The following is a 24491-nucleotide window of genomic DNA, read 5'->3' as shown; positions in this document are numbered from 1 at the left end:
CGGCGGGCGCGGCGGGCGCGACTGGTGCTCGTCGGGTGCGTCCAGATCGCATGGTCATCTCCCTCCAGGATCGATGTGAATACGCGGGTCGAGTCGTCGAGCTGGCCGTCCATAGGGGGACCAGGTGGACGGGCCATACGTGGGTGTCGCCTACAGGTGGGGGCGCAGCAGCAGCCGCAGCGCCGCGGCGGCTTGTTCGGGTACGACGCCGTTGCCGAGTACCCGCAGCGCGGCGGTGCGTGGTAGCGCGAGGGTGGGGTCGGTGACCCAGTGCGGGTCGAGGCCCATGAGCCATTCCACGAACGGTGGTGCGAGGACGGGCGCGCCGTGCCGTCCCGGCTGGGTCGGTACGGGCGCGGGTCGGCCGAGCAGCTTTTCCCACCGGGCGATCGCGGTGGCGTAGACGCCCCACCGGTCGGTGTCGGGCGGGTCGAGACCGACGATGGTGGTGCGCAGGTCCGCGCCGCCGTCGCCGTGGCGGCCGGGGCCGTGGGCGTCGGAGGCACGCGGGGTGGGCAGCGTCCGAGCCGGTGCCCGCACGGCGGCGGAGGGGAGAGTGAGGTCGCCGTGCGAGCCGCGTTGCCCGGGGCTGCCCTTCGTGCCGTCGGTGGCCTTGGGGGTGGGCAGGAGCACCTGCGACAGCGGTGGCCGCCATCCGGTGCCGGCGCGGCGGCCGGGGGTGCCGGTGTCGCTGGCCCTGGGGGTGGGTAGCAGCCCGTGGCGGGTGCCGGCGGGTTCGATGAGGTCCGGTAGTCCGTATGGGTGGCCGGGGCCCTTGCCGTCACGGGCGCAGGGTGTCGGCAACGTCCGTACCCCTTCTGTCGGGTGGGGTGGGGGTGGCGAGCAGGAACAGGCGGTCTCGGCGGTGGGCGGCGCCGATGTCGGATGCGCGTAGGCATAGCCAGCGCGTGTCGTACCCGATCTCGGCCAGGTCACGGTGGACGACGTCGAAGCCCCGCCGCAGGAGGGCGGCGACGTTCTCCACGAAGAGCAGCCGCGGTCGAAGGACGCGAACGGCTGCGGCGATGTGGTTCCAGAGGCTGGAGTGTTCGCCGGTGATGCCGGCCCGCTTGCCGGCGTTGGAGATGTCCTGGCAGGGGAATCCGGCGGTGACGATGTCGACGGGCGTGACCGTCGACCAGTCGACGGTGCGGATGTCGCCGAGGTTGGCGACGTGTGGCCAGTGGTGGGCCAGGACGGTGGCGGCGTGTCGGTCGGTTTCGGCGTACCAGGTGAGCTGGCCGCCGAGCACCAACTCGACGGCCAGGTCGAGTCCGCCGTAGCCGGTGCACAGTGATCCGATGCGCGTGACGGTGGTGTGCGCAACGCTCACGCCACCTCCCCGCGCCCGATGACCGCCGGGGTGTCGTGGGGGCAGGTCCACGGCCCGCAGCCCGGCGGGTCGGCCGGCCGTGGGTGCGGACGTAGCACCACCTGGTCGAGGGGCACCCGCTGCCGGTGCAGGAAGAACTGTCCGCGTAGTGGGTGCCCGTCCGCGGTGGCCCTCGCGCAGCCGTGGCGGATCGCCGCGTCGAACGCGACGGCGTCCGCCCACTCGTTCGGGCTGTGGGCTTTCAGGTCGGCCCAGAAGCGGTCGTCGTGGAACGGGCATCCCACGCACGAGGACTTCGGGGTGTCGGCGAGGCCGTGGTCGGTCAGGAAGCGGAGGCAGTCGGTTCGCCGCCAGCCCAGGTCGAGTAGGGGGAAGACGTTGCGCATGTAGCCGACGTCGGCGTCGCGGGCACGGTGGACCTCGTCGACCGAGATGCCGATGGCCATCTCGGCGACCACGCCGGCGGGCACCCGCCGCGGGTGGGGGTATCCGAGCCTGCGCCGCACCTCCACCTTGATCGGTTTGATCTTGTACTCGGACGTGCACTGTCGTCGGGCCATGCCCCGCTCGCCGTTCGGGCCGAGGGTGAACAGCGGCATGGACGCGAAACGGTGTGCCGGGTCGAGCGCGTCGGCCCGGATGTCGCCGGAGCTGACGCGCGCGACCTCGATGCCCGCCCGCCGCGCGATGCCGGTCAGGCGGTCCAGGTGCCGGTAGACCGCCGCCGGCTCCCACGACGTGTCAGCGAAGATCGCCGCGTCGAAGGTCGGGATCCGGCCCTGGACGGCGAGTAGCAGGAGGGTGGAGCTCTGCACCCCGGCGCCGAGACTCAGATATCTGGCTGCGCGTGTGGTCATCCGACCACCCCGCCGCCGGAGTCGGGCGTAGCCCTCGGGATCGGCTGCTTCGCCAAGATCAGGACGTCCTCGTGGGCGATGAGGTGCATCGGCACCCCGCCGGCCCTGGCCTTGCGGACCTGCTGGAGTTGGAAGAACGACGGCCGGGCGACGAGATGCCCGTCGCGGACGGCCGCGAGGAGCGCGACGCACCGTTCGATGGGGACGAGACCTGCACGAATGCCGGCGGCGATGACGGCGCTGGGCAGGTCGACCAGCTCGCCGCGTTTGCGCCACGGGCGGGCGGTGACCACGACGACGCCGCCGGGACGCAGCAGGGTGGCGCAGCCGGCCAGGATCTGGGTGAACCCGTCGGCGAGACCGGTCAGGTCGCGGTAGGCGAGGTTGCCCCGGTCCTCGCCGTCGTTGTACCGGTCGTCGTACTTGACGACCCCGTCCGCGCCGGGCCGGACCAGCCCGTGCACCGTCGGCCCGTACGGCGGGGAGGTGACCACGAGCGCCACCTGCCCGGTGAGAGCCTTCGGAACCAGTGACATCAGTCGGGTGGCGTCGCCGCGGATCACCGACGCCCGTCCGGTCGCGCCTTGGTCGTGGGCGTGGCGGATGTTGGCGTCGGCGATGTTCGACCACTGCGGCTCGTACTCGATGCCGAAGGCGTCGCGGCCGGCGTGGACGGCCTCGACCAGGGTGGTGCCGATGCCACACATCGGGTCCAGGACCAGGTCACCGGGCTGGGTGTAGGCGTCGATGGCGTGGGCGGCGATCGCCGGCAGCATCCGGGCCGGGTGCTTGACCGACTCCGGCACGTACCGGCCCCGTCGCTGGACCGGGCCGGTCGTCTGGGCGGTGGTCCAGACGGACAGGCCGTCGGGGTCGGCCCGGTGGCGGCCGTCGTAGTCGTGGTGCCGGCTCTGGTAGTCGTTGCCGGGGCTGGCGGTGGGCGTGTTCGGGGCAGGGTGTCCCGGGTCGCGGTGTTCAGGCATGACGCTCACCGCCTTCGCGGTCACGGCGCCGCCGCGACCCGGGCACGGCGGGCAACTGCGGGATGGTGAAGACCAGCAGGTCGGCGTGGACCCGCAGATGGGCGACCTGCCACTGCTCGGCGTCGGCGTGGGCGAGGGAGAGCAGTTCCTCGTCGGTGACGTGGTAGACGAACTGGTCGCCGTCGGTGTCGGCCTCGACCGCGACGATGTGTTGTAGGTAGCCGAGTCCGGCCTCCGACGCGGCGGCCACGAGTGGCCCGAAGTCCTCGGGAGTGGGCTGTGTACCGGTGGGAATGCCGACGACGAGGACGAGGCAGCCGCCGGGGCGCAGTAGCCGCGCGCAGGCGGTGAGGAGCCAGGCGAGGCGGACGCGGGCGGTGATGTCGGCCTCGTGTAGCGGCCAGGAGGCGACCACCAGGCTGGTGGCCTCGTCCAGTGGACCGTCGTCGGGCGGACGGACGACCGCGGTGTCGACGCCGCATAGGTCGGGGTCGGTGAGGTCGTCGCCGAACCAGTCGACCAGCTCGGGCGGGTCCTGCGCGTCACCGGCCCGCTGCTCGACCGGGGCGGTGAGCGGGCGGGTTGCGGTCGTGGCCGCCGGCTGGCTGGCGGTGGCTGGTCCGATGATCAGGCTGGAGCTGTCGGTGAACCAGGCACGGTGGTGCCGGCGTCCGCCCTGGGCGCAGATGCCGGTCAGTGTGTGGTCGGTGGTGAGGTCGACCACCGCCTCCCTGGGCCGGCTGTAGGCGGCGACGAGGCGGTAGGCCAAACGGGTGGGCAGGCTGGTGGGTTGGTCGGCGTCGGTACGGGCCGTGCGCCAGACCGTGATCGGTACCGGCGGGTCACCGGCGATCAGGTCGATGAGAGTGGCCTCGGCCTCGGCCGGCCCGGTGTGGTCGGCCTGGTGGTGCGGGTGCGGCGGGTGCTCGCTCATATGGATGTCGGCTCCGCGCCGCGCCGTGAAGCGCTGACACCCCCGAACCGGGCTTTGTGAGCCCTGGCGAACACTTGCCCACCCCACAGGCCCTCACACCACGCGACCCGCGCACCGGCATGTCCTGCTTCTGTCGCCTCGTCTGCTGCTCACGACGTTAGAACCACCCTCGGTCGCCGCCTACCGCGCCGGAACCGGCCCTATTCCTGCTCGCCGTCGGTCAGTGACGTTGCGTCATTGACAGGAACGCTGACGGATGCTCATACCGGTGCGGAGGGCGCCTCGGGCGCCGACGTGGACACCGCCGTCGACCAGCACTGTGAGACGTCGTCGAGCACCGTCTGCCGGGCCGATGCCATCGACGCGGCGTCGTCTGTCACAGGACGCGGGATGGCCGGCGGTGACAGTGGCGCGGCGAGTCGCTTGGTCGTCACAGCGGGCCGCCCGTGTCCCCGGTGATGTCGTCCGGGCCGTCTCGCGGTCACGGCGTGAAGCCTGCGCCACCGCCAACCGGGGCCGCGCGGTCACAGGGTCTGTCAGGGTGTCACAGGGCAGGTCAACCGGCCTCTGTCAGAAGTCCCGCCGCGATGGAGGGCGATGGCAGATCGTGCGGGCTGGGCCACTGACAGAGGTCCGACCCCGGTGGCGAACAGCGCCGGGAAGCTCTGTCAGGTCCTTGTGAGTCGCTTGTGGCGCAATCGATGGCACCGGTCGCCGTGACAACACCGGCGACGGCATCCCGCGTCCCTTCGCTGTCAGAGGAGTATTGCCATGAGCGTGTCCGACGCTAGGAACTGGCCGACGTCCGCCCTCGACGCGGCGCAGACCGCCTTCGCCGCGCTGACCTGCGAGCCCGCGCCGCTGGTCTTCGACTGCACGGTGCTGGCCTGCGACGCGGGTCTGCGGCAGCCGGTGATGCCGCTGCCGGCGCTGCGGGACTGGCTGCTGCGCCATCCCCGCGCCTACACGGCGCGTGACGAGGTGTGGCGGGAGCTGATCCGACGTGCCCGCCTCGACGGGCCGCACTGGGTCGTCGCCGCGGTCGGCATGGCGATGCCGGCGCTGCAGCGGTACGCGGCCGAGCTGTGCGAGGGCTACGACGGCGACCCGGCGGATATCGACGCCGAGATCCTCACCGGGTTCCTGACCGCGCTGCGCGACCGGGCGGACCTGACCAAACCCGCACCGTACGCGAGCCTGTGCCGGGCGGCGTGGCGAGCCGGGCGGAACCTGCGCCTACAACGGCAGGAGTACGTGCCGGTGGAGGACATCGAGCACGTCACCCCCGGCTCCCGCACCCCCAGGGTGCCGTACGGGCATCCGGACCTCCTGGTCCGCCGCGCGGTGACCCTCGGCATCCTCGACCCCGAGGACGAACAGCCCTACATCGACGTGCGGCTCGGGTACCGGGCGATCGAACCCATCGCCGCCGCGTACGGCGTCAGCGTCGACGCCCTGCGCATGCGGATGTCCCGCATCGACAGCCGCATCGCCGCCGCCCTCGCCGACGGGCTGCTGACCGGGCTCGTGTCGCCGGAGACCACGGCACGACTGCGGCAGCGGGCCGAGCAGCGCCGTCGGCGCCGCGCCGGACGCGCCGCAACCACCCGCCGCGAAACCGCCCGCCACGCTGCGGCAGCCGCCTGACCAACCACCGCAAACGGCCGTGGCCCGACGTTGCGCGTCGGGCCACAGCCGTTTCTCCGCGCCGGGGGGCCTGACCTGGCGCTGTGAGCCCTCACAGGACGGTGTGAGCGCGGCAAGTGTTCGCCAGGACTCACAACCCCCGGTTTGGGGGTGCGGGACTCGGCGAGCTGTACCCCTCGCCGGTTCCGCCCGCCGCCGGGCGATGCGAGCAGCCGCGATCCGCGTGCCTCGGGTGCCGCGCCAGTTGATGCGCTGACACCACATCGATGACCGCAACCCACCCATGAGGGAGGACGAGCTCCTCCCGGGGCTCACGCGGAACCGCGCTTCTCGCCCGCGCCCGGCGGCGGCCCCCATCTGCTTCGAGTAATCGCCGCCCCCGGCCACGTCCCGTTCGTGGCCGGGGGCGGCGGGAGGTGAACGCCCCATGTCCCGCACCCCACAGCACCCTTTCCGAATCCCGCGAGTCGTTCGTCTCGCGCTCCGTGTCGCCGTACCGCTGGCCGGTGTCGGCCTGTCGCTCGCCGTGCCGGCCGCCGCGTACGCCGACCCGGGTGGCACCGTGTATCTGGCGGCGAACTCGTTGCCGGTGGTGATCGCCAACCTGCGGGCCTGGATCATGGGAATCCTCGCCGCTCTCGCCACCCTGTTCCTCGTCCTGGCGGGCGTGTACTGGGCCACCGCCGGTGGTGACCCGTCGCAGGTCGAGAAAGCCAAACTCGCCCTGCGTAACGCGTTGATCGGCTACGGCCTGGCGGTGCTCGCACCGATCCTGCTGCAGGTCGTCCAGGGCATCGTCGGGGGCTGAACCCGATGGGATGGTTCCTCGACCAGACGTTGGACTGGCTGACCGAGGCGATCCTGGCCTGCCTCGGCGCGATCTTCGACCTCATCACCAGCGTCCTGCTCACCACCCCGAAGGTCACCGGACTGCCGCAGGTGCAGGCCCTCACCGGCCGGTCGGTCTGGATCGTGGACACCGTCTTCGTCCTCGCGTTCGTCGCCGCCGGCGTGCTCGTCATGGTCGCCGGCGGCGGCGAGCAGTCCCGGTACACGGTCAAGGACCTCCTACCGCGGCTGGTCGTCGGGTTCACCGCCGCGCACTTCTCCCAGTTGGCCTGCGACCAGCTCATCGATCTCGCCAACGCCCTGACCGCGGCGGTCAGCGACGGCGGCTACGACGGCGACGGCGCGTTCACCGCGATCCGCACCCACCTCGCGGCGGCACACGACCGCACTGTCCCGCTGTTGTTCCTGGTCCTGGCCCTGGTCATCACCGTGCTGGTCGTGACGGCCGCGTTCCAGCTGATCGGCCGGTTCGTGGCGCTGCTGGTGATGACGGCCATCGCGCCGCTGGCGCTGGCCTGCCACGCGTTACCCGCCACCGACGGCCTCGCCCGACTGTGGTGGCGCGCCTACACCGGATGCCTGGCGATACCCGTCGCGCAGGCGTTCTTCCTCACCGCCGGTGAGCAGACACTGCTGGACCCGACGGCCATGCTGCCCGTGTTCGGTCTGCCCGCCGATCCGGGCGGCACCCTGAACCTCCTGGTCGTGGTGGTGCTGCTGTGGACCACCGTCAAGATCCCCGGGCTGATGGCCCGCTGGGCGGGCCAGACCGGACGCGGCACGAGCACCATGCTCGGCGCGGTCGTCCGCGTCGTCGTGGTGCAGCAGCTCTCCCGCACCGTCCCCGGCCTGAACACCCTTCGGAGGACCATCAGATGACCGCACCTGAGCCCGAAACGCCGACCAGGGCACGGATGCCCGCCGACGTCGACGCCCCCGACAAGGTCGCCTACGGCCTGACGTTCCACCAGCTGGCGATCGTCGCCGCCGGCGCGCTCGTCTTCTACAGCCTGTGGCGGGCGCTGCACGGCGTCGTCGCGACACCGCTGCTCACCGGTGCCGGTGTCGTACTCGGCGGGCTGGTCATCGGCCTGGCGCTCGGCCGCCGCGACGGCCTGTCCCTGGACGTGTGGCTGCTACACGCGATCCGCCACACCCGCACCCCCCGGGCACTGACCACCACCCCCGGCGCCGCCGACCGCGGCGGTGTGCCGGACTGGGTCGAGACTCCCAAGACCGGCCGGCAGCCGTTGCCGGCGCCGCTGCGGCTGCCCGCCGACGCCATCGACGACGACGGACAGATCAGCCTCGACGGCGCGCGGGCGGCGATCGTCGGCACCACCACCGTGAACCTGGCGCTGCGCACCCCCGACGAGCAGGCGGCGTTGATCGACGGCTGGGGCCGGTGGCTCAACAGCCTCTCGGCCCCGGTCCAGATCGTCGTGTCCGCGCAACCGGTCGACCTGGCCTCCCACAGCCGGGCCCTCGCCGCCGCCGCGGACACCCAGCCACATCCACGGCTACGCGCGGCCTGCGCCGACCACGCCGCGTTCCTCGCCGACCTCGCCGCACGCCGCGACCCGCTGCGCCGGCAGGTCCTCATCACCACCGCCACCGGTGTCGGCGAACGCGGCCCGCACGCCGCGCGTCGCCGCGCCGACGACACCGTCCGCGCGCTGTCCGGCCTCGGCGTCACCCCACGCGTCCTGGACGGACCGGCGGTCACCGCCGCTCTCACCTGCGCCGCCGACCCGTACCGGCCGCCGCGCCCGGGTGGCCTGGCCGCACCCGACGCGGTCATCACCGCAACCCCAGCCACCCGCAGCGATGAGAGGAGAACAAAACCGTGATCATGATGAGGCGTCGCATCAGAGGTCGTTCCGCCGAGCGGTCCGAGACCGGTTCGGTGGCGTCGGCGGTCGCGCCGGCCACTGTCGAGGTCACCCCCCGGTGGCTGCGCGTGGGCGACGGCTACGCCGCCACCCTGGTGGTGACCGGCTACCCGGCCGAGGTCGGCCCGGCGTGGCTGGAGCCGCTGCTGTCCTGGCCGGGCCGCCTCGACCTCGCCCTGCACATCGAACCGCTACCGGCACCTGTCGCCGCGTCCCGGCTACGCACACAGCGGGCCCGCCTGGAGTCGTCGAGGCGGGCCGACGCCGAGCGCGGCAAACTCGCCGACCCCTACGTCGACGCCGCCGCCCACGACGCCGGTGACCTGGCCGAACGACTCGCCCGAGGCGCGGCGAAACTGTTCCGCGTCGGCCTCTACCTGACCGTGCACGCCCGCACCGAAGACGAACTACTGCAAGCGTGCGCACAGGTCCGGGCCGCCGCCGCGTCCACCCTCCTAGAGGTGCAACCGACGACCTGGCGGCAACTGGCCGGCTGGACCACCACCCTGCCCCTCGCGACGGACGGGCTGCGGATGCTCCGCACCATGGACACCGCCGCCCTGGCCGCCGCCTTCCCGCTGTCCAGTCCGGACCTGCCCGCCCCGCTGCCCGGCGACCCGCCGACCACCGGCGGTGTCCTCTACGGCGTCAACCCCGCCAGTTCGGGGATCGTCTGGTGGGACCGCTGGACCCAGGAGAACCACAACTCGATTGTCCTGGCCCGATCCGGTGCCGGGAAGTCGTACTTCGTCAAACTGGAGATCCTGCGCAACCTCTACCAGGGTGTGCAGGTCGCGGTGGTCGACCCCGAAGACGAGTACCTGCGCCTGGCCGACGCCGTCGGCGGCAGCATCGTCCGGCTGGGCATGCCCGGCGTGAAGATCAACCCCCTCGACCTGCCGCTCGACGACCGGCGTCCCGACACGCTGACCCGCCGCGGCCTGTTCCTCCACACCCTCATCAGCGTGCTGCTCGGCCACCAGCCGCCACCGGCGGAACGGGCCGCGCTGGACCGGGCGATCCTCGCCGTCTACCGGGCCGCCGGCATCACCGCCGACCCGGCCACCCACCACCGGCCCGCACCACTGCTGCGCGACCTGGCCGCCACGCTGCGAACCGACGACGACCCGGCCGCCGCGACCCTGGCCGCCCGGCTCGCGCCGTGGGTGCAGGGCAGCTTCGCCGACCTGTTCGACGCCCCGACCACCCAGGCCCCCGTCGGACACCTCGTCGTGTGGTCACTGCGACACCTGCCCGACGAACTACGCACCGTCGGCACCCTCCTCGCGCTGGACGCGATCTGGCGCACCGTCGACACCCCGCAACGCCCGTCGCGGCGACGCCTCGTCGTGGTCGACGAGGCGTGGCTGCTGATGCGCGACGGCGAAGGCGCCCGCTTCCTGTTCCGTATGAGCAAGGCGGCCCGCAAACGCAACGCCGGACTGACCGTCATCACCCAGGACGCCGCCGACCTGCTCGGCACCGACCTCGGCCAGGCCGTGGTGTCCAACGCCGCCACCCAGGTGCTGCTGCGACAGGCACCCCAGGCCATCGACGCCGTCGGCGAGGCGTTCGGGCTCACCGACGGTGAGCGGCGGCTGCTGCTCTCGGCCCGTCGTGGCCAAGGACTGCTGATCTCCGGCGTGAACAGGACCAGCTTCGAGTCGATCTCCTCGGACACCGAGCACACCCTGTGCACCACCGACCCGACCGAACTGGCCCATGTCGACGAGGAAGAGGACGACCTGTGACACCACCGACCGGAGTCCTCGGATCAGCGCTCATGTCACCGCCACCGGCGCCCAGCCCCACCATCGGGCCGGGCGCCGGTCCCATTCCCCCTCCTACCGGACCCGGGGCTGCCCTGGTCGACGCCGCCGTGTGGGCGGCACAGCGACCCTGGCTGGCGGCTGTCGCCGCCGGACTGCTCGCCGCATGGATCGCGGTCCGCAACCTCGTCGAGATCTGGCGGCACCACCACCACGCCCACGACGCGCGGCTGGTCACGATCGCCCCGCCGCCTGAGGTCGACCCGCACAGCGCCGCCGCGTTGTGGGCGAACCTTGCCGGCGTACTGACCCCGTCACGACGCCGACGCCTGCTCTACGGCACCCCGCACGTCGTCTGGCAGTACACCTGGTCCGGCCGGCAACTGCTCATCTCGATCTGGGTACCCGGCACCGTCCCACCCGGCGCGGTCGAGGCGGCAGTACGGGCGGCGTGGCCCGGCTCGGCCACCACCACCGACGACAACCCGCCGCCCCCGATTCCGCTCGACGCGCATCCCGCCGCCGGTGGACACCTGCTGCCCGTATACGCGGAGTGGCTACCGCTGACCACCGACCACGACACCGACCCGCTGCGCCCGCTGATGTCCGCCGGCGCGCAGCTCAAACCCGGCGAGTACGCCTGCGTGCAGGTCCTCGCCCGCCCGGCCACACCCCGGCGAGCGGCACGCGCCCGTCGGGCGTCCGGCCGGCTTCGGGCCGGCAAGACCGCCGTGCCGGCGATCAACCCGGCAGCGCCGGTGCTGTGGCTGCTGGAGGCGTTCCTGCCCGGCAGCGGCGGCACCGGCCACCCCACGCCGGTGGCCCGTCGGGATCCCACCGTCGAGCGGGACGTCCGGGCGATCCTGGACAAGACAGCGCACCCGCTGTGGCAGACCGGTATCCGGTACGCGGTCGCCACCACCAGCCGACGCTCCGGCGCTGACCCGCGGGGTCGGCTGCGGGGCATCGCCGACACCCTCGCCTCGGCCTTCGCCATCCACACCGGCCGCAACCGGCTCACCCACCGGGCCCGGATGCCCGCGCCGGTGGCGGTCCTCGCCGCCCGACGGCTCGGCCCGGGGTTCCTGACCTCCGCCCCGGAACTCGCGGCGCTGGCCGCCCTGCCGCGCGACCTGGCCGTGCCCGGCCTCGACCGGGCGCGGGCCGCGTCCATGCCGGCACCGGTCGCCGTCCCCGGCGGCGGTCGTGGGGTGAAGATGCTCGGCGACGCCGAGATCGGCGGCCACGCCGTCGGCCTCGCGGTACCCGACGCCAGGTATCACCTGCACGTCATCGGCTCGACCGGCTCCGGCAAGACCACCCTGCTGGTCAACATGGCCCTCGACGACATCAAAGCCGGCCGCGGCACCGTCGTCATCGACCCCCACGGCGACCTCGTCCTGGACATCCTCGACCGGCTCCCCGCCACCGTCGCCGACCGCGTCGTCCTTTTCGACCCCGACCAGGACAACCCACCCACGCTCAACCCGCTCGAAGGCGATGATCCCGATCTGGTCGTCGACAACCTCGTGTCGATCTTCGGCACCATCTTCGCCAAAGCGTGGGGTCCGCGGATGGACGACGTCATGCGGGTCGCCTGCCTCACCCTGCTGCGCCACAACAACGTGACCCTGCAGCACATCCCCCCACTGCTCAACAGCCCCCAGTTCCGGTCCGCGATGACCGTGGACCTCGATGACCCGGCCGGGCTCAGCGGCTTCTGGCAGTGGTACGACGGCCTCAACGACAGCCTCCGCTCCCAGGTCATCGGCCCCGTCCTCGCCCGTCTACGGGCGTTCCTGCTCCGCGACTTCGTCAAACGGACGATGCGCTACCCGAGATCCAGCTTCGACATGGGCCGCGTCCTCGACGGCGGAGTCCTGCTCGTCCGCATCCCCAAAGGCGTCCTCGGCGAGGACACCAGCCGACTGCTCGGCTCCCTCATCCTCGCCCAGGTGTGGCAGGCCACCACCGCCCGCGCCGCCATCGCACCCGAGAAGCGCCGCGACGCGAGTTTGATCATCGACGAGGCGCAGAACTTCCTCACCCTGGCCAACAGCCTCGACATGATGCTCGCCGAAGCCCGCAAGTACCGGCTCTCCCTCGTACTCGCCCACCAGGACCTCGCCCAGTTCCCCCGCGACCTGCTCGCCGCCGCCTCCGCCAACGCCCGCAACAAGGTGTACTTCACCTGCGCACCCGAGGACGCCAAAGTCCTGTCCCGACACACCCAGCCCGAACTCGGCGAGCACGACCTCGCCCACCTCGACGCCTACACCGCCGCCGCACGCCTCGTGGTCAACGGCCGCCAAACCCCGGCGTTCACCATGCGGACCCGACCACCGAGACCGGTCGTCGGAGAGGCGACCGCCATCCGGCAGGCCGCCGCCGCGGCGGTACCGGTCCAGGACACCAGCGCCGTCGACGAACTCGTCGAACGACTCAGCCGCAACCCCGAACAACGACGGTCCCGTCCGAAGAGCGACCGCGCCTGACCGTCGTCGCCGGTCCGGTGGCGTCGCCCGGGTCGCGCACCGGACCGTCACCGGGATCGCGACCGATGACCGCCGAACACCGCTCCCACAGTGCTGACCTGGTCTGTCAGTGCCGCACACGCCCCCTGGCAGACCCTCCGCACCGACTCCCCACTGCCAGACACCCTCCCGATCGGGAGGGAACCCCATCCTGCCCAAAGGAGCAAACATCGTGTACTCCCGCGTTCCCCCCGCCTCCAGCAAACCCGACCCCCTCGCGGTATTCGGCCGCATCGTCCCCCGCGACCACGCCCTCCTCGCGCTACTCGCCGAGCACTACCTGCTGTCCACCGACCAGATCACCAACGCCTTCTTCGACAGCCGCCGCACCGCCCAACGCCGACTCACGATCCTGCACCGCCTCGACGTCCTACACCGCTTCGGCCGCAGCAACCACACCGGCCGCTACGGATCCCTGCTCTACACCCTCGGCCCCGTCGGACTGCAACTACACCCCACCACCTACCACGACCCAGCCGGTGCCAGCGGCAAGCCGCCGCGCAGCTCCCTGGAACGCGCCAAACGGATCGCCGCCAGCGGCCAGGTCAACCACCTCCTCGGCGTCAACCAGTTCTTCACCGACCTCATCGCCACCGCCCGCCACACACCCGACACCCGGTTGTCCCGATGGTGGTCCGAGCAGCACGCCACCACCGTCTACGCCCAAGCCGGCATCCGCCCCGACGGGCACGGCGTGTGGACCATCGGCGACACCTCAACCGGCTTCTTCCTCGAATACGACAACGACACCGAGAACCTCGCCCGCGTCGTGGCAAAACTCCGCGGCTACGAACGCCTCACCACCTTCGGCCCCCGCTACCCGGTGCTGTTCTGGGTACCCAGCCGCCGCCGCGAGGCCAGCCTCCTCGGTGTGCTCGCCGGACTGCGCACCGCCAGCCCGATCGCCACCGCTGTGCACGGCCCCGACCCCGCTGGCCGTGTGTGGACCCTCGTTTCGGACCCCATCCACCGCAGGCACCTGCACGAATTGCCCTGCGACCACGGACCCGACACCGTTACTAACCCGCAGCGCTTTGACGACCTGTAGGGCACGGGCGTGTGGATCTAACGTGTTTCCGGCCTGACCTGCTGGGGCGTTGTGCCTGGTGAAGAGAGTGCCGTGAGGACCGCGACCTGAACGATCAAATCGGACGTAAGAAGCGGCCCGAGCTGTCAGCGGAGGCGAAGGCCGCGGTCGAGCTCGTCCGGGCCGCGAAGGAGCAAGGGCTGTCGTTGATCGGGCCCGGGCGGGCTGTTAAAGCAGTTGACCAAGACGGTCCTGGAGACCGCGTTGAACGAGGAGATGACCGAGCACCTCGGCTACGCCAAACACGACCAGGCGGGTGACGGCGCGGGCAACATCCGCAACGGCACCCGGTCGAGGCAGCCATCCCGCCGGTATTCCCCACTTGCTGCGATGTGTCATGTTGATGATCGTGGCCCGCGTGATGGTAAACGCTGCTGATCAATCTCGGCTCGCCGTACTGATCAGCGACTACGAGATGGCGCGCGACGATGAACGTTCCTTCGTCGGAACAATGGCGGCGCTGATCGGCGTAGCCGTGGCCCTAGCCACTGCCGTAGTGGCGGCTGTCAGCCAGACCTGCACGGCTGGGCAGAAAGAGGAGTGCTTCCCGGTGCACGATGCGGTGCTCGCCGCGACCCCACTGCCGACGCTGGCCGTACTGGCGTACATGCAGATGATCGGCATCGTCGCAACGATGCGCTCCTACTACATGCGTGCGATCGAGAAGGAGTTGCAGACGTACGCGGTCGACCCGCTGGTCGCGGTTCCGGCCCTACGTCCGGCGAGCCTCATAGGCGTGACGACCGAGATAATCAGCCTGCGCCGGGGGCGGTTAGCTTTCCGACTGCTCTCCCTGCTGATCTACTTCTGCGTCGTGGTCGTTTTCGGCGGGCTAGCCGTTTACGTCGCACTTCGCCTCAATCAGCCGTGGCAGCTGATCATGTTCCTCATATATGGCCTGTTCGCGCTCCTGTTCACCGTCGAGGTTATGGCCACCGCCGTCGGCGGGAACTCACTCTTCTTCAGGTATACGACGAAGTACGCGTCACGCACACTCGCCTTCGACCGGCCAGGGCCGCCGTTCGAAGGCGAACGGCGGCTCTGGTCCTACCTTCTGGTGCCACGAACCGCAGACTGGGTCAAATGGATCATGGTGCCGGCGCTCGGTGGTCTTCTAGTGTGGGCCGGATCTCTACGGCTCGGTAGCGATGACCTGATAACCGCAGTCGTGGTAATCGTCGCGCTGGAAGTGTTCGTCTACCCCGCTCGCTATCAGTGGAACGACATCATTGGATTGGCCGATGATGTCGCTCATCCCGCGAGGAGGGCGCGAAAGCGGCTACCAGTCGGCAACAGTGGGGAGACGATGCGACGCAACGTGCGGCGATCCGCCGTGGCAGCCCTCGCGCGTGTCGCACTCGCGCTCGGCGGTGGCGCTTTCTTCGGCCTGTGGTGGGTGATGACCTGTCTCACCGGCGCGGTCTTCGGTGTTGCCGTGTTGTACGAGGCCCTGCGGCGCCGTCCTGCCTCCGAGCGGCCGGAGCAGACGACGTCGGTCACCGTGGCGATATGGCTTGCTGTCGGGCTCGGCTACGTGCTGCGGGCCACCGTGGCGTGCTGGCTTGTTGGGCTGGGCGTCAACGACGCCCGGACGTGGCTCGTGGCAGGTGCTTTCGGCGCGTTCGGGGTGATGTTCGTAACGCTTACCTGGGCACTGGAAGCCAGCAGCTATTGCCGCGATGTCGGCGGCGAGATCCAGTATGCGCCGGAGCTACGAGCGAAGCCTCAGTGCGCGGCGCTGTTGCCCTACACGGGCAAACCGGTCGCCCGCGGTAGACACCACAAGAGCCAAGCTGACTGCGGTGGCAAACCACTGCTGGAGAAACGTGGCCGCTTGATCAGCCCATGGAACATCGCGGCGCTCACCGCCTTCCTCTTGTCCGCACCGCTCGGCGTGCTCTTGGCCGACGGCCTCGACATGCCGGCCGCCGACACGCGACTGGGCTGGGTCGCGCTAGCAACGGCCTTCGCAGCAGTTGCGATGCTGATCAGCGGTAGCACCAGGGTACGTACGCTGGTGCTGATTGCCGGCGCTGGCGGCATCGCGGCGACTCTGTACGGCCTGGGCCTGCAGCCTGGGTTCGGCGTCGCTCCATGGCTGGTCTTCGCTGGTTGCTACGCAGGCTTTCGATCGCAGTCTTACGTCAGCCTCACGGAGGGCCTCAAAGATCTCGCCAGACGGGTGCTTCGCGCCATCGGCACGCTGTGGAAGAAGACCCGATCCGTGCTGGTCGGCAAGCGTACGGAGGAACTGCTGTGGAAGGACCAACGAGGCGCAACGCCGTGACGGCCGGGCGTCGCCTGCTCATCTCAACCAACTGTTGTTTCAAATGGTCGACACAGTGGGGCCGATCAGCAGACCGCCCGACGTACAACAGCCGCCCGCTGATCGTTCCCTCGTCCCCGGGGCGTTCCCGCGCCCCGGATAAGACCAGCATGATCTGAGCGTCAACCGGCCCAATCCCGAAGCGCCTTGTGCTACAGCTGCCACACGGTGCTGGGGTCGTCCATGGCTCGCTTCAGGTCGATGAGGTTGCCGACGTCGGCGAGCGGTGATGTGCGTGCCACTTCGACGATCCCGCCGACTACAGCTTGGACTGCTCCTACGTCGCCTGCTTCCAAAGCCTGGTCAAGGCTGGCGAACAGCCGCTGATGGATGTCGCGCCGCTCTGCGTATACCTGGTCAAAGTAGTCCCGCAAGGCATCCTGTGACGCTTTGATCCGGGCCACTTCGGTCTCGCGGTAGGTGCGTAGGAACTCGCGTCTCGTGCTTTCCGTCTGGTGATTCTGGACCACGTCGCGGACAACACCGACGATCAGATTCAGCGCGCTGAGCGCGTCTACCGCACCGACCTGCAGATCCTTCGCCTTCGGGCGTATCGGGGTGCCTTCCAGCACGTCCTTCTGCACCGCCATGCTGTGTCCCCTTACGCGCGTTTGCGGTACTTGAAGATCAATCTTCCGGTGTTCCGGTCGAGGGTGCCGTCTTCGTCAGCGACAGGTGCGTTGGCTACCTCCTGCACCGCCTTGACCAGCATCCACGCCGTTTCGAAACGCTCGCCGTGAATGGCCGAGTCGAGACGCCCGGTCCCGAGTGCGTCGAGGGCCCTAGACGCCCGCACGGCGAGCTGAGTGAGAACGATGTCCTTCTCCTGAACCTGTTCCCTCACTCCGTAGAAGAGCCGGTCACGAACGTCGAGGTCGGCGATGGCGACACCGAAGGCTGCCCGGTACCTCTCGACTTCAGTCATCGCCTTCTCGCCTTGCATATACGCCGTGGCACCGAAGGCACCCAAAACGATCCCGCCCACGGCGATCTTCTCGACCAGTGCTCCCAGCGCCATTCCGCCGCCGCCTGAAGCGATCGGTCCGCCACCGAGGGCCGCTTTGCGTGCGTTCTCCTGCGCTATGCCGCGAAGGTTCGCGAGGGGTGTGCCGGTGCCGGCGTTCGCGATCTGGTTTACACCCGCATGAAGAAATCCCCACACTGTGTAACCAGCTTGGGCTGAGTGAATGAGGCCCTGGGCCCAACCTTCGACGTCGGGGTCAATCTTCGGCCGCGCCATGACCTCTAGGCTGGTGGAGAAGTCGACGCCGTCGAGGACGAGTAAGTCGCTGACTTTTGCGTGCATGTCGCTGCGTTTAAGGATGTCGCGCATCCGTAGGACGACGTCGTTGTGTATCTGTTCGTGCTTTCGGCCGAAAGCCCGCAGCTGCGCGTTCGTTCGTCTGTGGTCATCAAGGTGCGCGTTATAGCGATCCTCGTAGGCTGCCCAAAGTTCGCGCGACTGTGTCTCCGCCCGCATGCGCTGGACATGCCCGTAAACGCCTGCCGCCATCCCGCCCGCACCAGTTAGGACTCCAGTAGCCGCGAGAGCGACTGGGACGGGCCGCATGACCATCGGCGGTACCTCCGTCAAGGTCAGGCAAAGGGCGGCAGGGTCGCGTTCGTTCTGCCCATGGATGGTATCGCCCCGTGCAAGACCCGATCGGGCGGGCAACCGTCCAACTTCATCTCGTTCGACCCAATCGACGAAGCGTAGGTAGACCGAGAGTTGAGCGTCAGCGAGGACGAGAAAGAAGCGATATCGCTGGCTGAGCACCCATGACGCACGCCCCGACGGCTGGAGCAAGCACGCTGAGGGGAGCGCCCCGAAGGCATAGGCTGTTACGCCAAGATCATTTGTGAGGGGTGCGGGTCTCACAGCGGCCTAGCGATGCCTGTCCACAGCGTCCGGGATGTCTTACAGCGCAGGTCAACCCCAGTACTCGGCGATCAACTCGTCGGACCGGCCTGACAGATCAGGTCGCTACCGTTCACGGCACTAACAGCACCTCATATATCTCCACCCCGGTTCGGCCCCACCTCGGAACCACCGCCGCACCTACCGGTGCGCCCGCCCACCCGCCTATACGGGCCGGTCGGCGTCGCGCCGCGCGGCGACCCCAGGTCGCACCCAACCACCTGCCGCACCACACCCATCCCCGCAGCCGGCCCCACGCACCCGGTGGGCCGGTCATCTCCGCGCGCCCTGACGCGCCGACCTCGAAGGAGGACCCCATGGGCAAGACTCCCCGCAACGTCACCCCCGCTGCAGCTGTGAAGCCGAGGGCCAGGATCGGCGCCATGGTCCTGTGCATTCCGGCAGAGTTGCCCCGCGAGGCGCTGACCGCGCATCAGCTCGACCGCAACTTCAGTGTGCAGGGCACCCTGTCGCCCCGTTTCTGGGCCAGCACGGCTCTGCGCCGGTGGCAGCACCGGCAGATGATCAGCCTGCGTAAGGGCCGCCCGGCCTCCTGCGCCGGCGGACCGGTACGGCTGCTCAATCTCGACGGCATGCTCCAAGCCGCCGCCATGGGGGCGGGTATCCGCCACCAACTGTTCAGCCGGGTCGTGCACGGCACCCGCAACGCCACCCCGTGGCACGTCTACGAGGCCCGCCACCTGGCAGACCCGGACACGTACCCGTGGGACAAGGCCGTGGCGGACTTCAACAACCAGCCCCGCATCAATGCGATCCGGATGCACAACGCCGCGACGTACGGCGCCGGGCAGATCACCCTCGCCGAGGTGGAGATGTACCAGGCCGGATACATGGCCTACCAGCACTACAGCGCGCTGACCGCAGTCGCGGGCGACGCACTGATCACCATCGACGGGGCGACGTTGGCCCCGGCCAGCGACGCCATGGCCGACCGGGTGACCTACCTCGAACAGGCCAACCGCCTGTTCGCCGCCCTCGACCCCGACCAGCGACTACTCGCAGTCGCGCTCTGACCCTGGCCGGGCACGAGCCCACGGCCGTGGGCTTTCACGCTCCGCAGGGACACCTCACCGAGCGATCGGGCCGGCAGCCGCCATCCCTGTACCCGAGGGATGCGCGCTGCCGTCCGGTCGGCTCCTGCATTCACCCCGAGCACCCCCGAGCAGGAGGGATCCCGCCCACATGATCTCGGTCTACCGGTTCCGGCTCACCGACGTCTTGGAGCTGGCCGAGCACGCCGCCACCGCGCACACCGCCGCGGTCGACGACGAATCCGACGGCCCAGTGCTGCTGCTTGTCACCGATGACAGCGCCTACCTCACATGCAACGGCCTGCCCGCAGCACCGTCGGGCCCGGAACAGGCGGCGACCTGCCCTGTCCAGGCCGTGTACGCCGAGCACGCCGGCCACAATCCGCCAGGCCACACCGGTGACGACCTGCTGGTCACCCTTCCACTGCGCCGGGCCGACGCTCGGCTCGTCGATGAACTACGTGCCGCCGCCAGCCACGGCCACTCGACCCTGGTCATCACCGTCGTCGACGGCACGGTCGGCCTGTCGACCGTCACCGTGCCCACGCCGCCCGGCCCGCCGCCTGTCGACTGAGCCTGCCGGCCCCCCGCGCCGGGGCAGCGGACGCCCGACCGGCCGGGCGAACGGCCGACCTTTCCCTCTTCCCACACTCTCGGAGGTTCCACCGTGTCTCACCGGCTGTGGTTCCGCGTCGATGACGTCCTTCCGCTCGCCGAACATGCCGCCGCCACCTACGCCCACCTCACGAGCCGGCAGCAGCTCCGGGCCGGTCTGCCGGAGCAGGCCGCACTCATCTGGTACCGCGACGCCGACGGCGACTGGCTGACCTCCAACGGGGTCCCCCGCTGGTACGACGCCGACGGCACCGTGCACCGGGTCCTCGCCGAGACGTGGACCCACACCGCCACCGGCGCCACCGGTAACCCGCGCCCCGCCGACGACGGGCACGGATTCCTGCCCCTGCACACCACGTTCCTCGACGGCCGTCGCGATCTGCTCGATCTGCTCCGCTTCGCGCGCCGTCACCGGATGCACTGGTTCGGTCTGCTCCCGGACCCGACCAGCGACGCCACCGACAACCGTTACCGGATCTCCCGCGATCGCGGCGACATCAGCCCACCGTTGGCTACCTGGACCCCGGCGGCCGTCACCTGCGACGTTGTTGGCGGCGGCGCCTACCGGGCCATGGTCGCCCTCGGCTACACCACGCTCGGCCGGGCCGGCCTGCTGTGCCGGTTTCCGCTGTTCGCGGTGCAGCGGATGGCCGCCCACCTCGACAGCCTGCATCCCGGCGGCATGCCCGGCGAACATCCCCGGCTGCGGTTCGACGGTGACGAGGTCGTCATCGAGTGGGAGCACGACGGTCTGGGTGGCCGGTGGGTCGCGCACGACCGGGTTGTACCCGACGCCAACCGCTGCTACGCCATCGGCGCCTACCAGTGGCCCTGGACCCTGGTCACGGCCGAGACGACCACCCCGCGCCACTAGCCCAAAGAACAGCGTCCAGTGACCGTCGAGGAGCCGGCCAGCAAGGCGGTCACGGCAGCCACGATTCGACCGGGCGCACCACCTCGACGCTCCGTTCTGCGGATCCAGGGCTGAGAACGACAGCGACGCCGAGCAGAGCGAAGCGGTCGCCGAGATCGTCACCCCGCTGTTCATCCGAAACCTCCCTCCACCCGACACACCCGCTGCCGGCGGCTGATCGGCGCGTCAACGTCGCGCCGCTAAGCCCCTGAGCCGCTTGTCACTGGCACGACCTGGCCGATGCCCGGCCATCCGCGCACTCGCGCACACCCGGGCACGGCCGTGCCCGGGTTCCTGCCATTCAGGAGGGAACCCCTCATGACACCCATCCCCAGGCCGGCCTCCGGCCGCCAGCTGCGCATCGCCGTCGTCGGCGGCAGCATCACCGGCCCGCTCACCGCGCTGCTGTTGCTGCACGCCGGATTCGACGACGTCACCGTCTTCGAGGCCGCACCGCAGTCCGCGCCCCGGGGCGGCGGTCTCATCGGCCTGGAACACTGCGCCCTCGACGTGCTCGACCGCCTCGGCATCGCCCAGCACGAGTTCGTCGCCCACGACTCCGAGGCCGTCGTCCAGATGACCATCCGGGACCGCCACCCGGCCGAGGTCATTCGACGTACCTACCCGGGCCGCAACACCACCTGGTCGCTGCTGCACCACGCGCTGACCCGCCGCCTACCGGCCGGTGTCCTGCACACCGGCATGAGGGTCACCGCCCTGACCGGGCAGGCCGGTCAGCCGGTGTTGCGGTTCAGCGACGGCCACACCGAACCCGCCGACCTGGTCGTGTTCGCCGACGGTAGGTCCTCCACCGGCCGCCGGCTCCTCGACCCCGACCGAACCCTGCGGTACGCCGGCTACGTCGCTCACCGCGGCATCGCCGAGGTCACCCCACCGTCGGGTCTGCGGGACTTCCTGCGGCTGCAGCCCTGCCCCGGTGCGCAGTTCAACCTCGCCCCGGTACCCGGGGGCTGTGACTGGACCTTCTACCTCGGCTGCACGAACGCCGAGTACGCGCAGCGGTTCGGCGCCGACCCCACCCGCCGGGTCTTCGCCCTGCCCCGGCACGTCAGCGCCGCCGCCCGCACCCACGTCGACATCCACGCCGACCTGCTGCTGCCGGCCGAACACGCCGCGATCGTCCACGCCACCAGCACCCGGATGGCCGTGCCGGTCCTCGACATCACCCCACCGGAGCGCATGGTGTGGCCGGTCGGCAGCGGCCACGCCGTCCTGCTCGGCGACGCCCTCGCTCCTGTCCGCCCACACACCGCCCGCGGCGCCAACAACGGCATCGAACAGGCCGCGGGCCTCGTCGCCGCTCTCACCCAGCACCGCAAGTACCGGGCGGACCTCACCGCCGCCCTGCACGGGTGGCAACGCCGGCACCTGCCCGCCGCCGTCGCCGCCGTGTACCGCGGGCCCGAAATCGGCCACCGTCTCGGCCTCGGCATCCGATAACCCACCCCACAACCAGGAAGGGAGACCTCGCGTGGCTACCAGGACGACCGCAGTCCTCGTCGACGACCTCGACGGCTCCACCGACGACGTCGGCACCTACCAGTTCGCCTTCAACGGCGTCACCTACGAAATCGACCTGTCCGCTGGCAACTTCGACCGGATGGCGGCGGCCTTCGGCCCGTTCATCACGGCCGGACGCCGCCTGCCCAAACAGCCCAAGACCGCCCGGCGACGCCAGTCGGGCAGCGCCGCCGGGCGTACCCACACGCAGGAGATCCGGACCTGGTGGTGGACCACGAACTGGCAGGAGCGCAACCTGCCCCAACCACGGACCGGCGGCAGCATCCCCGCCGCGGTACGCGACGCCTACCACGCCGCCCACTGACACCAACCACGCCGCGAATGCGCCCGCCGGTGCGCGCCACAGTCCCGTACTCCGGGCGGACGACTTGACCATCACCCCGATTCGAAGCGTGCATCAGCGCACGCGCCTCACTCACCGATCCCTGCCCAGCGGCAAGGAGAAAGGGGGCCAACCCGCCCATGACCAGCACACCCACCGACAAGACCACCGGTACGGCCGAAACACCGGCACCCAGTGTCGCGAAGGTCCTCGCCGCGCTGCACCGGCTCGGCGAGGCCACCGCCGCCGCCATCGCCACCGAAGCCGGCCTCGGCTACTCGACCACCACCCCGAAACTCCGCAGCCTGGAGACCGCCGGGCTGGCCGAGCCCACCCGCAGCGACAGCGGCCGCAGCCTGTGGCGACTGACCGACACCGGCCGCGCCCAGGTAGAACAGGCCGACGACCACAGCCAGCCCGAAGGACAAGACGCGCCTAATGTCGTCGCAGACGCACCACAAGGGACGCACGGCGACGACACGGAGAACACCGGGCAGGACCATGACCAGCGGCAAGCCGTAGCGGACCCCACCGATCCGCCGGTCACCGCCTCGGAGTCGGAATCACCGGGTGCCGGTGATGTCGAGACGGCACCCGACGAGGCCACCCTGCCCGAGACCACCGACGACAGCCGCCCACGCGCCGAACCCGAGGTGCCGGCTGCGGCTGACCACACCGACCCGCCCGCCGGGGCACCCACAGCGGACGAACCCGCCGACACGCCTGCCGACGACCCCACCGATGACACAACGGGCGATCCCACCGCTGAGGGAACATCCTCCGCCTCCGCTGGTCTGGTGGCGGGCGGGCTGGCTGGCGCCCGTCGGGCGTCGGGCACGCTGCGCGGCGCGATCCTCGACATCCTCGAGGCCAACCCCGGCAAGCAGTACAAGGTCAGCGAACTGTGCAGGCTGATCGACCGGGCCAACGAGGGAACCGACGCGAAGAAGGCCAGCGCCGGTGCGGTCCACAACGCCGCGGTGAAACTCGTCGGGACCGGACGTGCGGTCATGGTCGCCGAGAAGCCCGCCACGTTCGCCCTGACCGGCCCCACCACCTGAAACGACCCTCGCCCCAGCCGGTAGCCCGTGGGCGGGCGTCGAACTTTGCCGGTACCACGCCCGCCCCCGGTGCTCCTTCACAGACAAGGAGCTACCCGAGTGTCTCCCATCCTGTCCTCGCTCGTCACTGCCGTCGGCGGGGTCCTCGCGGGTCTCGCCCTCGCCGCAGGGCTGCTGTGGCACCAGCAGCAGGCCCTGACCCGTGCCCGCCACGCCGCCGACCACGACGACACCACCGGCCTCCCCAACCGGCGGGCACTGCTCGCCGCCGCCGGCCGCGCCGCCCAGCGCGGGACGCCGTTCGGGCTCGTCCTGATCGACCTCGACGGCTTCAAAGCCATCAACGACACCTTCGGCCACGAGGCCGGCAACGACGTGCTCACCGACATCGGCCGACGACTCGCCGCCCTGCCCGGGCCGGTGCGGCTGGCCGCACGGCTGTCCGGCGACGAGTTCGCCCTCCTGGTCGACGGCGGCCCCGACGAGGTCGCCGCCGCCGCCCGCGCCGCCTGGCGGACGGTCGGTCGCCACCCGGTCGACCTCGGCGCGCACACCGTGGCCGTGCGGGCCAGCGTCGGGCACACCACCGCCGCCCTCGGCGTCAGCCCCCGTACCCTGCTCCAGCACGCTGACATGGCCATGTACCAGGCCAAACAGTCCGGAGCGGGCGTCTACGGAACCACGACGACCACCGCCCACACCGGGCTGCCGCCGGGTACCCGCCTGCGGGACCTTCGCCGTCACCGCTGATCCGGCACCCGCACGGGGAGTACCCGGAGGACCTCGCGCCGATCGTCCGGCGCGAGGTCCTCACCGTGCCTCACCCCGCCTACCCGACCTCGTCTGTCCACATCCTC

At 70.6% G+C, this 24491-nt stretch carries 22 protein-coding genes and 1 pseudogene; 16 read left to right on the top strand and 7 right to left on the bottom strand.

Translation table 11 applies throughout. From position 1 onward, the window contains the following. Positions 1-150: 150 nt before the first annotated feature. Genes ABZ795_RS05350 through ABZ795_RS05330 form a run of 5 tightly spaced genes read right to left on the bottom strand, consistent with a single transcriptional unit; the run spans position 151 to position 4107 of the window. A complete protein-coding gene (locus tag ABZ795_RS05350) occupies positions 151-804 on the bottom strand; it encodes a hypothetical protein (protein WP_357529094.1) in 654 nt (217 codons plus the stop codon). Beyond that, a complete protein-coding gene (dcm, locus tag ABZ795_RS05345; RefSeq protein WP_357529092.1) occupies positions 782-1333 on the bottom strand; it encodes a DNA (cytosine-5-)-methyltransferase in 552 nt (183 codons plus the stop codon). The genes ABZ795_RS05350 and dcm overlap by 23 nt, the downstream gene beginning before the upstream one ends. After that, the gene (locus tag ABZ795_RS05340; RefSeq protein WP_357529090.1) at positions 1330-2190 is read right to left on the bottom strand and encodes a hypothetical protein; all 861 of its coding nucleotides are present in this window, start codon (positions 2188-2190) and stop codon (positions 1330-1332) included. The genes dcm and ABZ795_RS05340 overlap by 4 nt, the downstream gene beginning before the upstream one ends. After that, positions 2187-3173, bottom strand: a complete 987-nt coding sequence (locus ABZ795_RS05335) for a DNA methyltransferase (RefSeq protein WP_357529088.1) — start codon at positions 3171-3173, stop codon at positions 2187-2189. Before ABZ795_RS05335 ends, ABZ795_RS05340 begins: the two co-directional genes overlap by 4 nt. Beyond that, the gene (locus tag ABZ795_RS05330; protein ID WP_357529086.1) at positions 3166-4107 is read right to left on the bottom strand and encodes a hypothetical protein; all 942 of its coding nucleotides are present in this window, start codon (positions 4105-4107) and stop codon (positions 3166-3168) included. Before ABZ795_RS05330 ends, ABZ795_RS05335 begins: the two co-directional genes overlap by 8 nt. A 771-nt stretch (positions 4108-4878) precedes the next feature. Between ABZ795_RS05330 and ABZ795_RS05325 the strand changes: the two genes are divergently transcribed. The 9 genes and pseudogenes from ABZ795_RS05325 (at position 4879) to ABZ795_RS05285 (ending at position 16172) form a co-directional block, all read left to right on the top strand. Then, the gene (locus tag ABZ795_RS05325) at positions 4879-5754 is read left to right on the top strand and encodes a hypothetical protein (RefSeq protein WP_327023046.1); all 876 of its coding nucleotides are present in this window, start codon (positions 4879-4881) and stop codon (positions 5752-5754) included. Positions 5755-6181: 427 nt separating this feature from the next. Further along, entirely contained in the window at positions 6182-6562 is a 381-nt protein-coding gene (locus ABZ795_RS05320; protein WP_327023045.1) for a pilin, read from the top strand. A gap of 5 nt (positions 6563-6567) precedes the next feature. Beyond that, positions 6568-7482 (top strand): conjugal transfer protein TrbL family protein, encoded by a 915-nt coding sequence (locus tag ABZ795_RS05315; protein ID WP_327023044.1) that lies wholly within the window; start codon positions 6568-6570, stop codon positions 7480-7482. A 35-nt stretch (positions 7483-7517) separates the two neighbouring features. After that, positions 7518-8453 (top strand): PrgI family protein, encoded by a 936-nt coding sequence (locus tag ABZ795_RS05310; RefSeq protein ID WP_327027291.1) that lies wholly within the window; start codon positions 7518-7520, stop codon positions 8451-8453. 5 nt (positions 8454-8458) lie between these two features. Further along, positions 8459-10246: a DUF87 domain-containing protein gene (locus tag ABZ795_RS05305; RefSeq protein WP_357529083.1), complete on the top strand. Its 1788-nt coding sequence runs from the start codon at positions 8459-8461 to the stop codon at positions 10244-10246. Positions 10247-10278: 32 nt separating this feature from the next. Next, positions 10279-12759: a DUF87 domain-containing protein gene (locus ABZ795_RS05300; protein ID WP_327023042.1), complete on the top strand. Its 2481-nt coding sequence runs from the start codon at positions 10279-10281 to the stop codon at positions 12757-12759. Between the two features lie 211 nt (positions 12760-12970). After that, positions 12971-13846, top strand: coding sequence for a replication-relaxation family protein (locus tag ABZ795_RS05295; protein WP_327023041.1), 876 nt, complete (start codon positions 12971-12973; stop codon positions 13844-13846). 98 nt (positions 13847-13944) lie between these two features. Next, a pseudogene (locus tag ABZ795_RS05290) lies at positions 13945-14170 on the top strand (transposase); the annotation flags it as partial. 52 nt (positions 14171-14222) lie between these two features. Beyond that, on the top strand, positions 14223-16172 hold the full coding sequence (locus tag ABZ795_RS05285; protein WP_327023040.1) for a hypothetical protein: 1950 nt from the start codon (positions 14223-14225) through the stop codon (positions 16170-16172). Between the two features lie 191 nt (positions 16173-16363). On the opposite strand, the gene ABZ795_RS05280 is transcribed toward ABZ795_RS05285, so the two are convergent. Then, positions 16364-16801, bottom strand: coding sequence for a hypothetical protein (locus ABZ795_RS05280; protein WP_327023039.1), 438 nt, complete (start codon positions 16799-16801; stop codon positions 16364-16366). Between the two features lie 11 nt (positions 16802-16812). Then, entirely contained in the window at positions 16813-17724 is a 912-nt protein-coding gene (locus ABZ795_RS05275) for a hypothetical protein (protein WP_327023038.1), read from the bottom strand. Between the two features lie 722 nt (positions 17725-18446). Here ABZ795_RS05275 and ABZ795_RS05270 point away from each other — a divergent pair. The 7 genes from ABZ795_RS05270 to ABZ795_RS05240 all read left to right on the top strand — a co-directional run bounded on the left by ABZ795_RS05270 (position 18447) and on the right by ABZ795_RS05240 (position 24384). Beyond that, the gene (locus tag ABZ795_RS05270; RefSeq protein ID WP_327023037.1) at positions 18447-19163 is read left to right on the top strand and encodes a hypothetical protein; all 717 of its coding nucleotides are present in this window, start codon (positions 18447-18449) and stop codon (positions 19161-19163) included. A 169-nt stretch (positions 19164-19332) separates the two neighbouring features. Beyond that, complete coding sequence (locus ABZ795_RS05265; protein ID WP_327023036.1) at positions 19333-19755, top strand: hypothetical protein; 423 nt, start codon at positions 19333-19335, stop codon at positions 19753-19755. Positions 19756-19848: 93 nt separating this feature from the next. Continuing rightward, positions 19849-20670, top strand: coding sequence for a hypothetical protein (locus ABZ795_RS05260; protein ID WP_327023035.1), 822 nt, complete (start codon positions 19849-19851; stop codon positions 20668-20670). A 357-nt stretch (positions 20671-21027) separates the two neighbouring features. Continuing rightward, positions 21028-22170: an FAD-dependent monooxygenase gene (locus ABZ795_RS05255; RefSeq protein WP_357529078.1), complete on the top strand. Its 1143-nt coding sequence runs from the start codon at positions 21028-21030 to the stop codon at positions 22168-22170. Between the two features lie 31 nt (positions 22171-22201). Beyond that, positions 22202-22555: an Lsr2 family protein gene (locus ABZ795_RS05250; protein ID WP_357529076.1), complete on the top strand. Its 354-nt coding sequence runs from the start codon at positions 22202-22204 to the stop codon at positions 22553-22555. A 158-nt stretch (positions 22556-22713) separates the two neighbouring features. Further along, positions 22714-23634 carry a MarR family winged helix-turn-helix transcriptional regulator gene (locus ABZ795_RS05245; RefSeq protein ID WP_357529074.1) on the top strand — a complete coding sequence of 307 codons (921 nt, stop codon included), beginning with the start codon at positions 22714-22716 and terminating at the stop codon, positions 23632-23634. A 99-nt stretch (positions 23635-23733) separates the two neighbouring features. Beyond that, entirely contained in the window at positions 23734-24384 is a 651-nt protein-coding gene (locus ABZ795_RS05240) for a GGDEF domain-containing protein (protein WP_357529072.1), read from the top strand. Positions 24385-24491: the final 107 nt, after the last annotated feature.

Source organism: Micromonospora sp. NPDC047134 (assembly GCF_040643455.1).
Lineage (GTDB): Bacteria > Actinomycetota > Actinomycetes > Mycobacteriales > Micromonosporaceae > Micromonospora.
Note: the sequence above shows the minus strand (reverse complement) of the source record. Positions and strands in the feature narration are given on the sequence as shown.

What these genes read in the sequence shown, in the direction of transcription:
- ABZ795_RS05340 (WP_357529090.1), bottom strand. Translation starts at nt 2,190, where the DNA reads ATGACCACACGCGCAGCCAGATATCTGAGTCTCGGCGCCGGGGTGCAG.
- ABZ795_RS05335 (WP_357529088.1), bottom strand. Translation starts at nt 3,173, where the DNA reads ATGCCTGAACACCGCGACCCGGGACACCCTGCCCCGAACACGCCCACC.
- ABZ795_RS05330 (WP_357529086.1), bottom strand. Translation starts at nt 4,107, where the DNA reads ATGAGCGAGCACCCGCCGCACCCGCACCACCAGGCCGACCACACCGGG.
- ABZ795_RS05325 (WP_327023046.1), top strand. Translation starts at nt 4,879, where the DNA reads ATGAGCGTGTCCGACGCTAGGAACTGGCCGACGTCCGCCCTCGACGCG.
- ABZ795_RS05320 (WP_327023045.1), top strand. Translation starts at nt 6,182, where the DNA reads ATGTCCCGCACCCCACAGCACCCTTTCCGAATCCCGCGAGTCGTTCGT.
- ABZ795_RS05315 (WP_327023044.1), top strand. Translation starts at nt 6,568, where the DNA reads ATGGGATGGTTCCTCGACCAGACGTTGGACTGGCTGACCGAGGCGATC.
- ABZ795_RS05310 (WP_327027291.1), top strand. Translation starts at nt 7,518, where the DNA reads ATGCCCGCCGACGTCGACGCCCCCGACAAGGTCGCCTACGGCCTGACG.
- ABZ795_RS05305 (WP_357529083.1), top strand. Translation starts at nt 8,459, where the DNA reads ATGAGGCGTCGCATCAGAGGTCGTTCCGCCGAGCGGTCCGAGACCGGT.
- ABZ795_RS05300 (WP_327023042.1), top strand. Translation starts at nt 10,279, where the DNA reads ATGTCACCGCCACCGGCGCCCAGCCCCACCATCGGGCCGGGCGCCGGT.
- ABZ795_RS05285 (WP_327023040.1), top strand. Translation starts at nt 14,223, where the DNA reads ATGTTGATGATCGTGGCCCGCGTGATGGTAAACGCTGCTGATCAATCT.
- ABZ795_RS05280 (WP_327023039.1), bottom strand. Translation starts at nt 16,801, where the DNA reads ATGGCGGTGCAGAAGGACGTGCTGGAAGGCACCCCGATACGCCCGAAG.
- ABZ795_RS05275 (WP_327023038.1), bottom strand. Translation starts at nt 17,724, where the DNA reads ATGGCGGCAGGCGTTTACGGGCATGTCCAGCGCATGCGGGCGGAGACA.
- ABZ795_RS05270 (WP_327023037.1), top strand. Translation starts at nt 18,447, where the DNA reads ATGGGCAAGACTCCCCGCAACGTCACCCCCGCTGCAGCTGTGAAGCCG.
- ABZ795_RS05265 (WP_327023036.1), top strand. Translation starts at nt 19,333, where the DNA reads ATGATCTCGGTCTACCGGTTCCGGCTCACCGACGTCTTGGAGCTGGCC.
- ABZ795_RS05255 (WP_357529078.1), top strand. Translation starts at nt 21,028, where the DNA reads ATGACACCCATCCCCAGGCCGGCCTCCGGCCGCCAGCTGCGCATCGCC.
- ABZ795_RS05245 (WP_357529074.1), top strand. Translation starts at nt 22,714, where the DNA reads ATGACCAGCACACCCACCGACAAGACCACCGGTACGGCCGAAACACCG.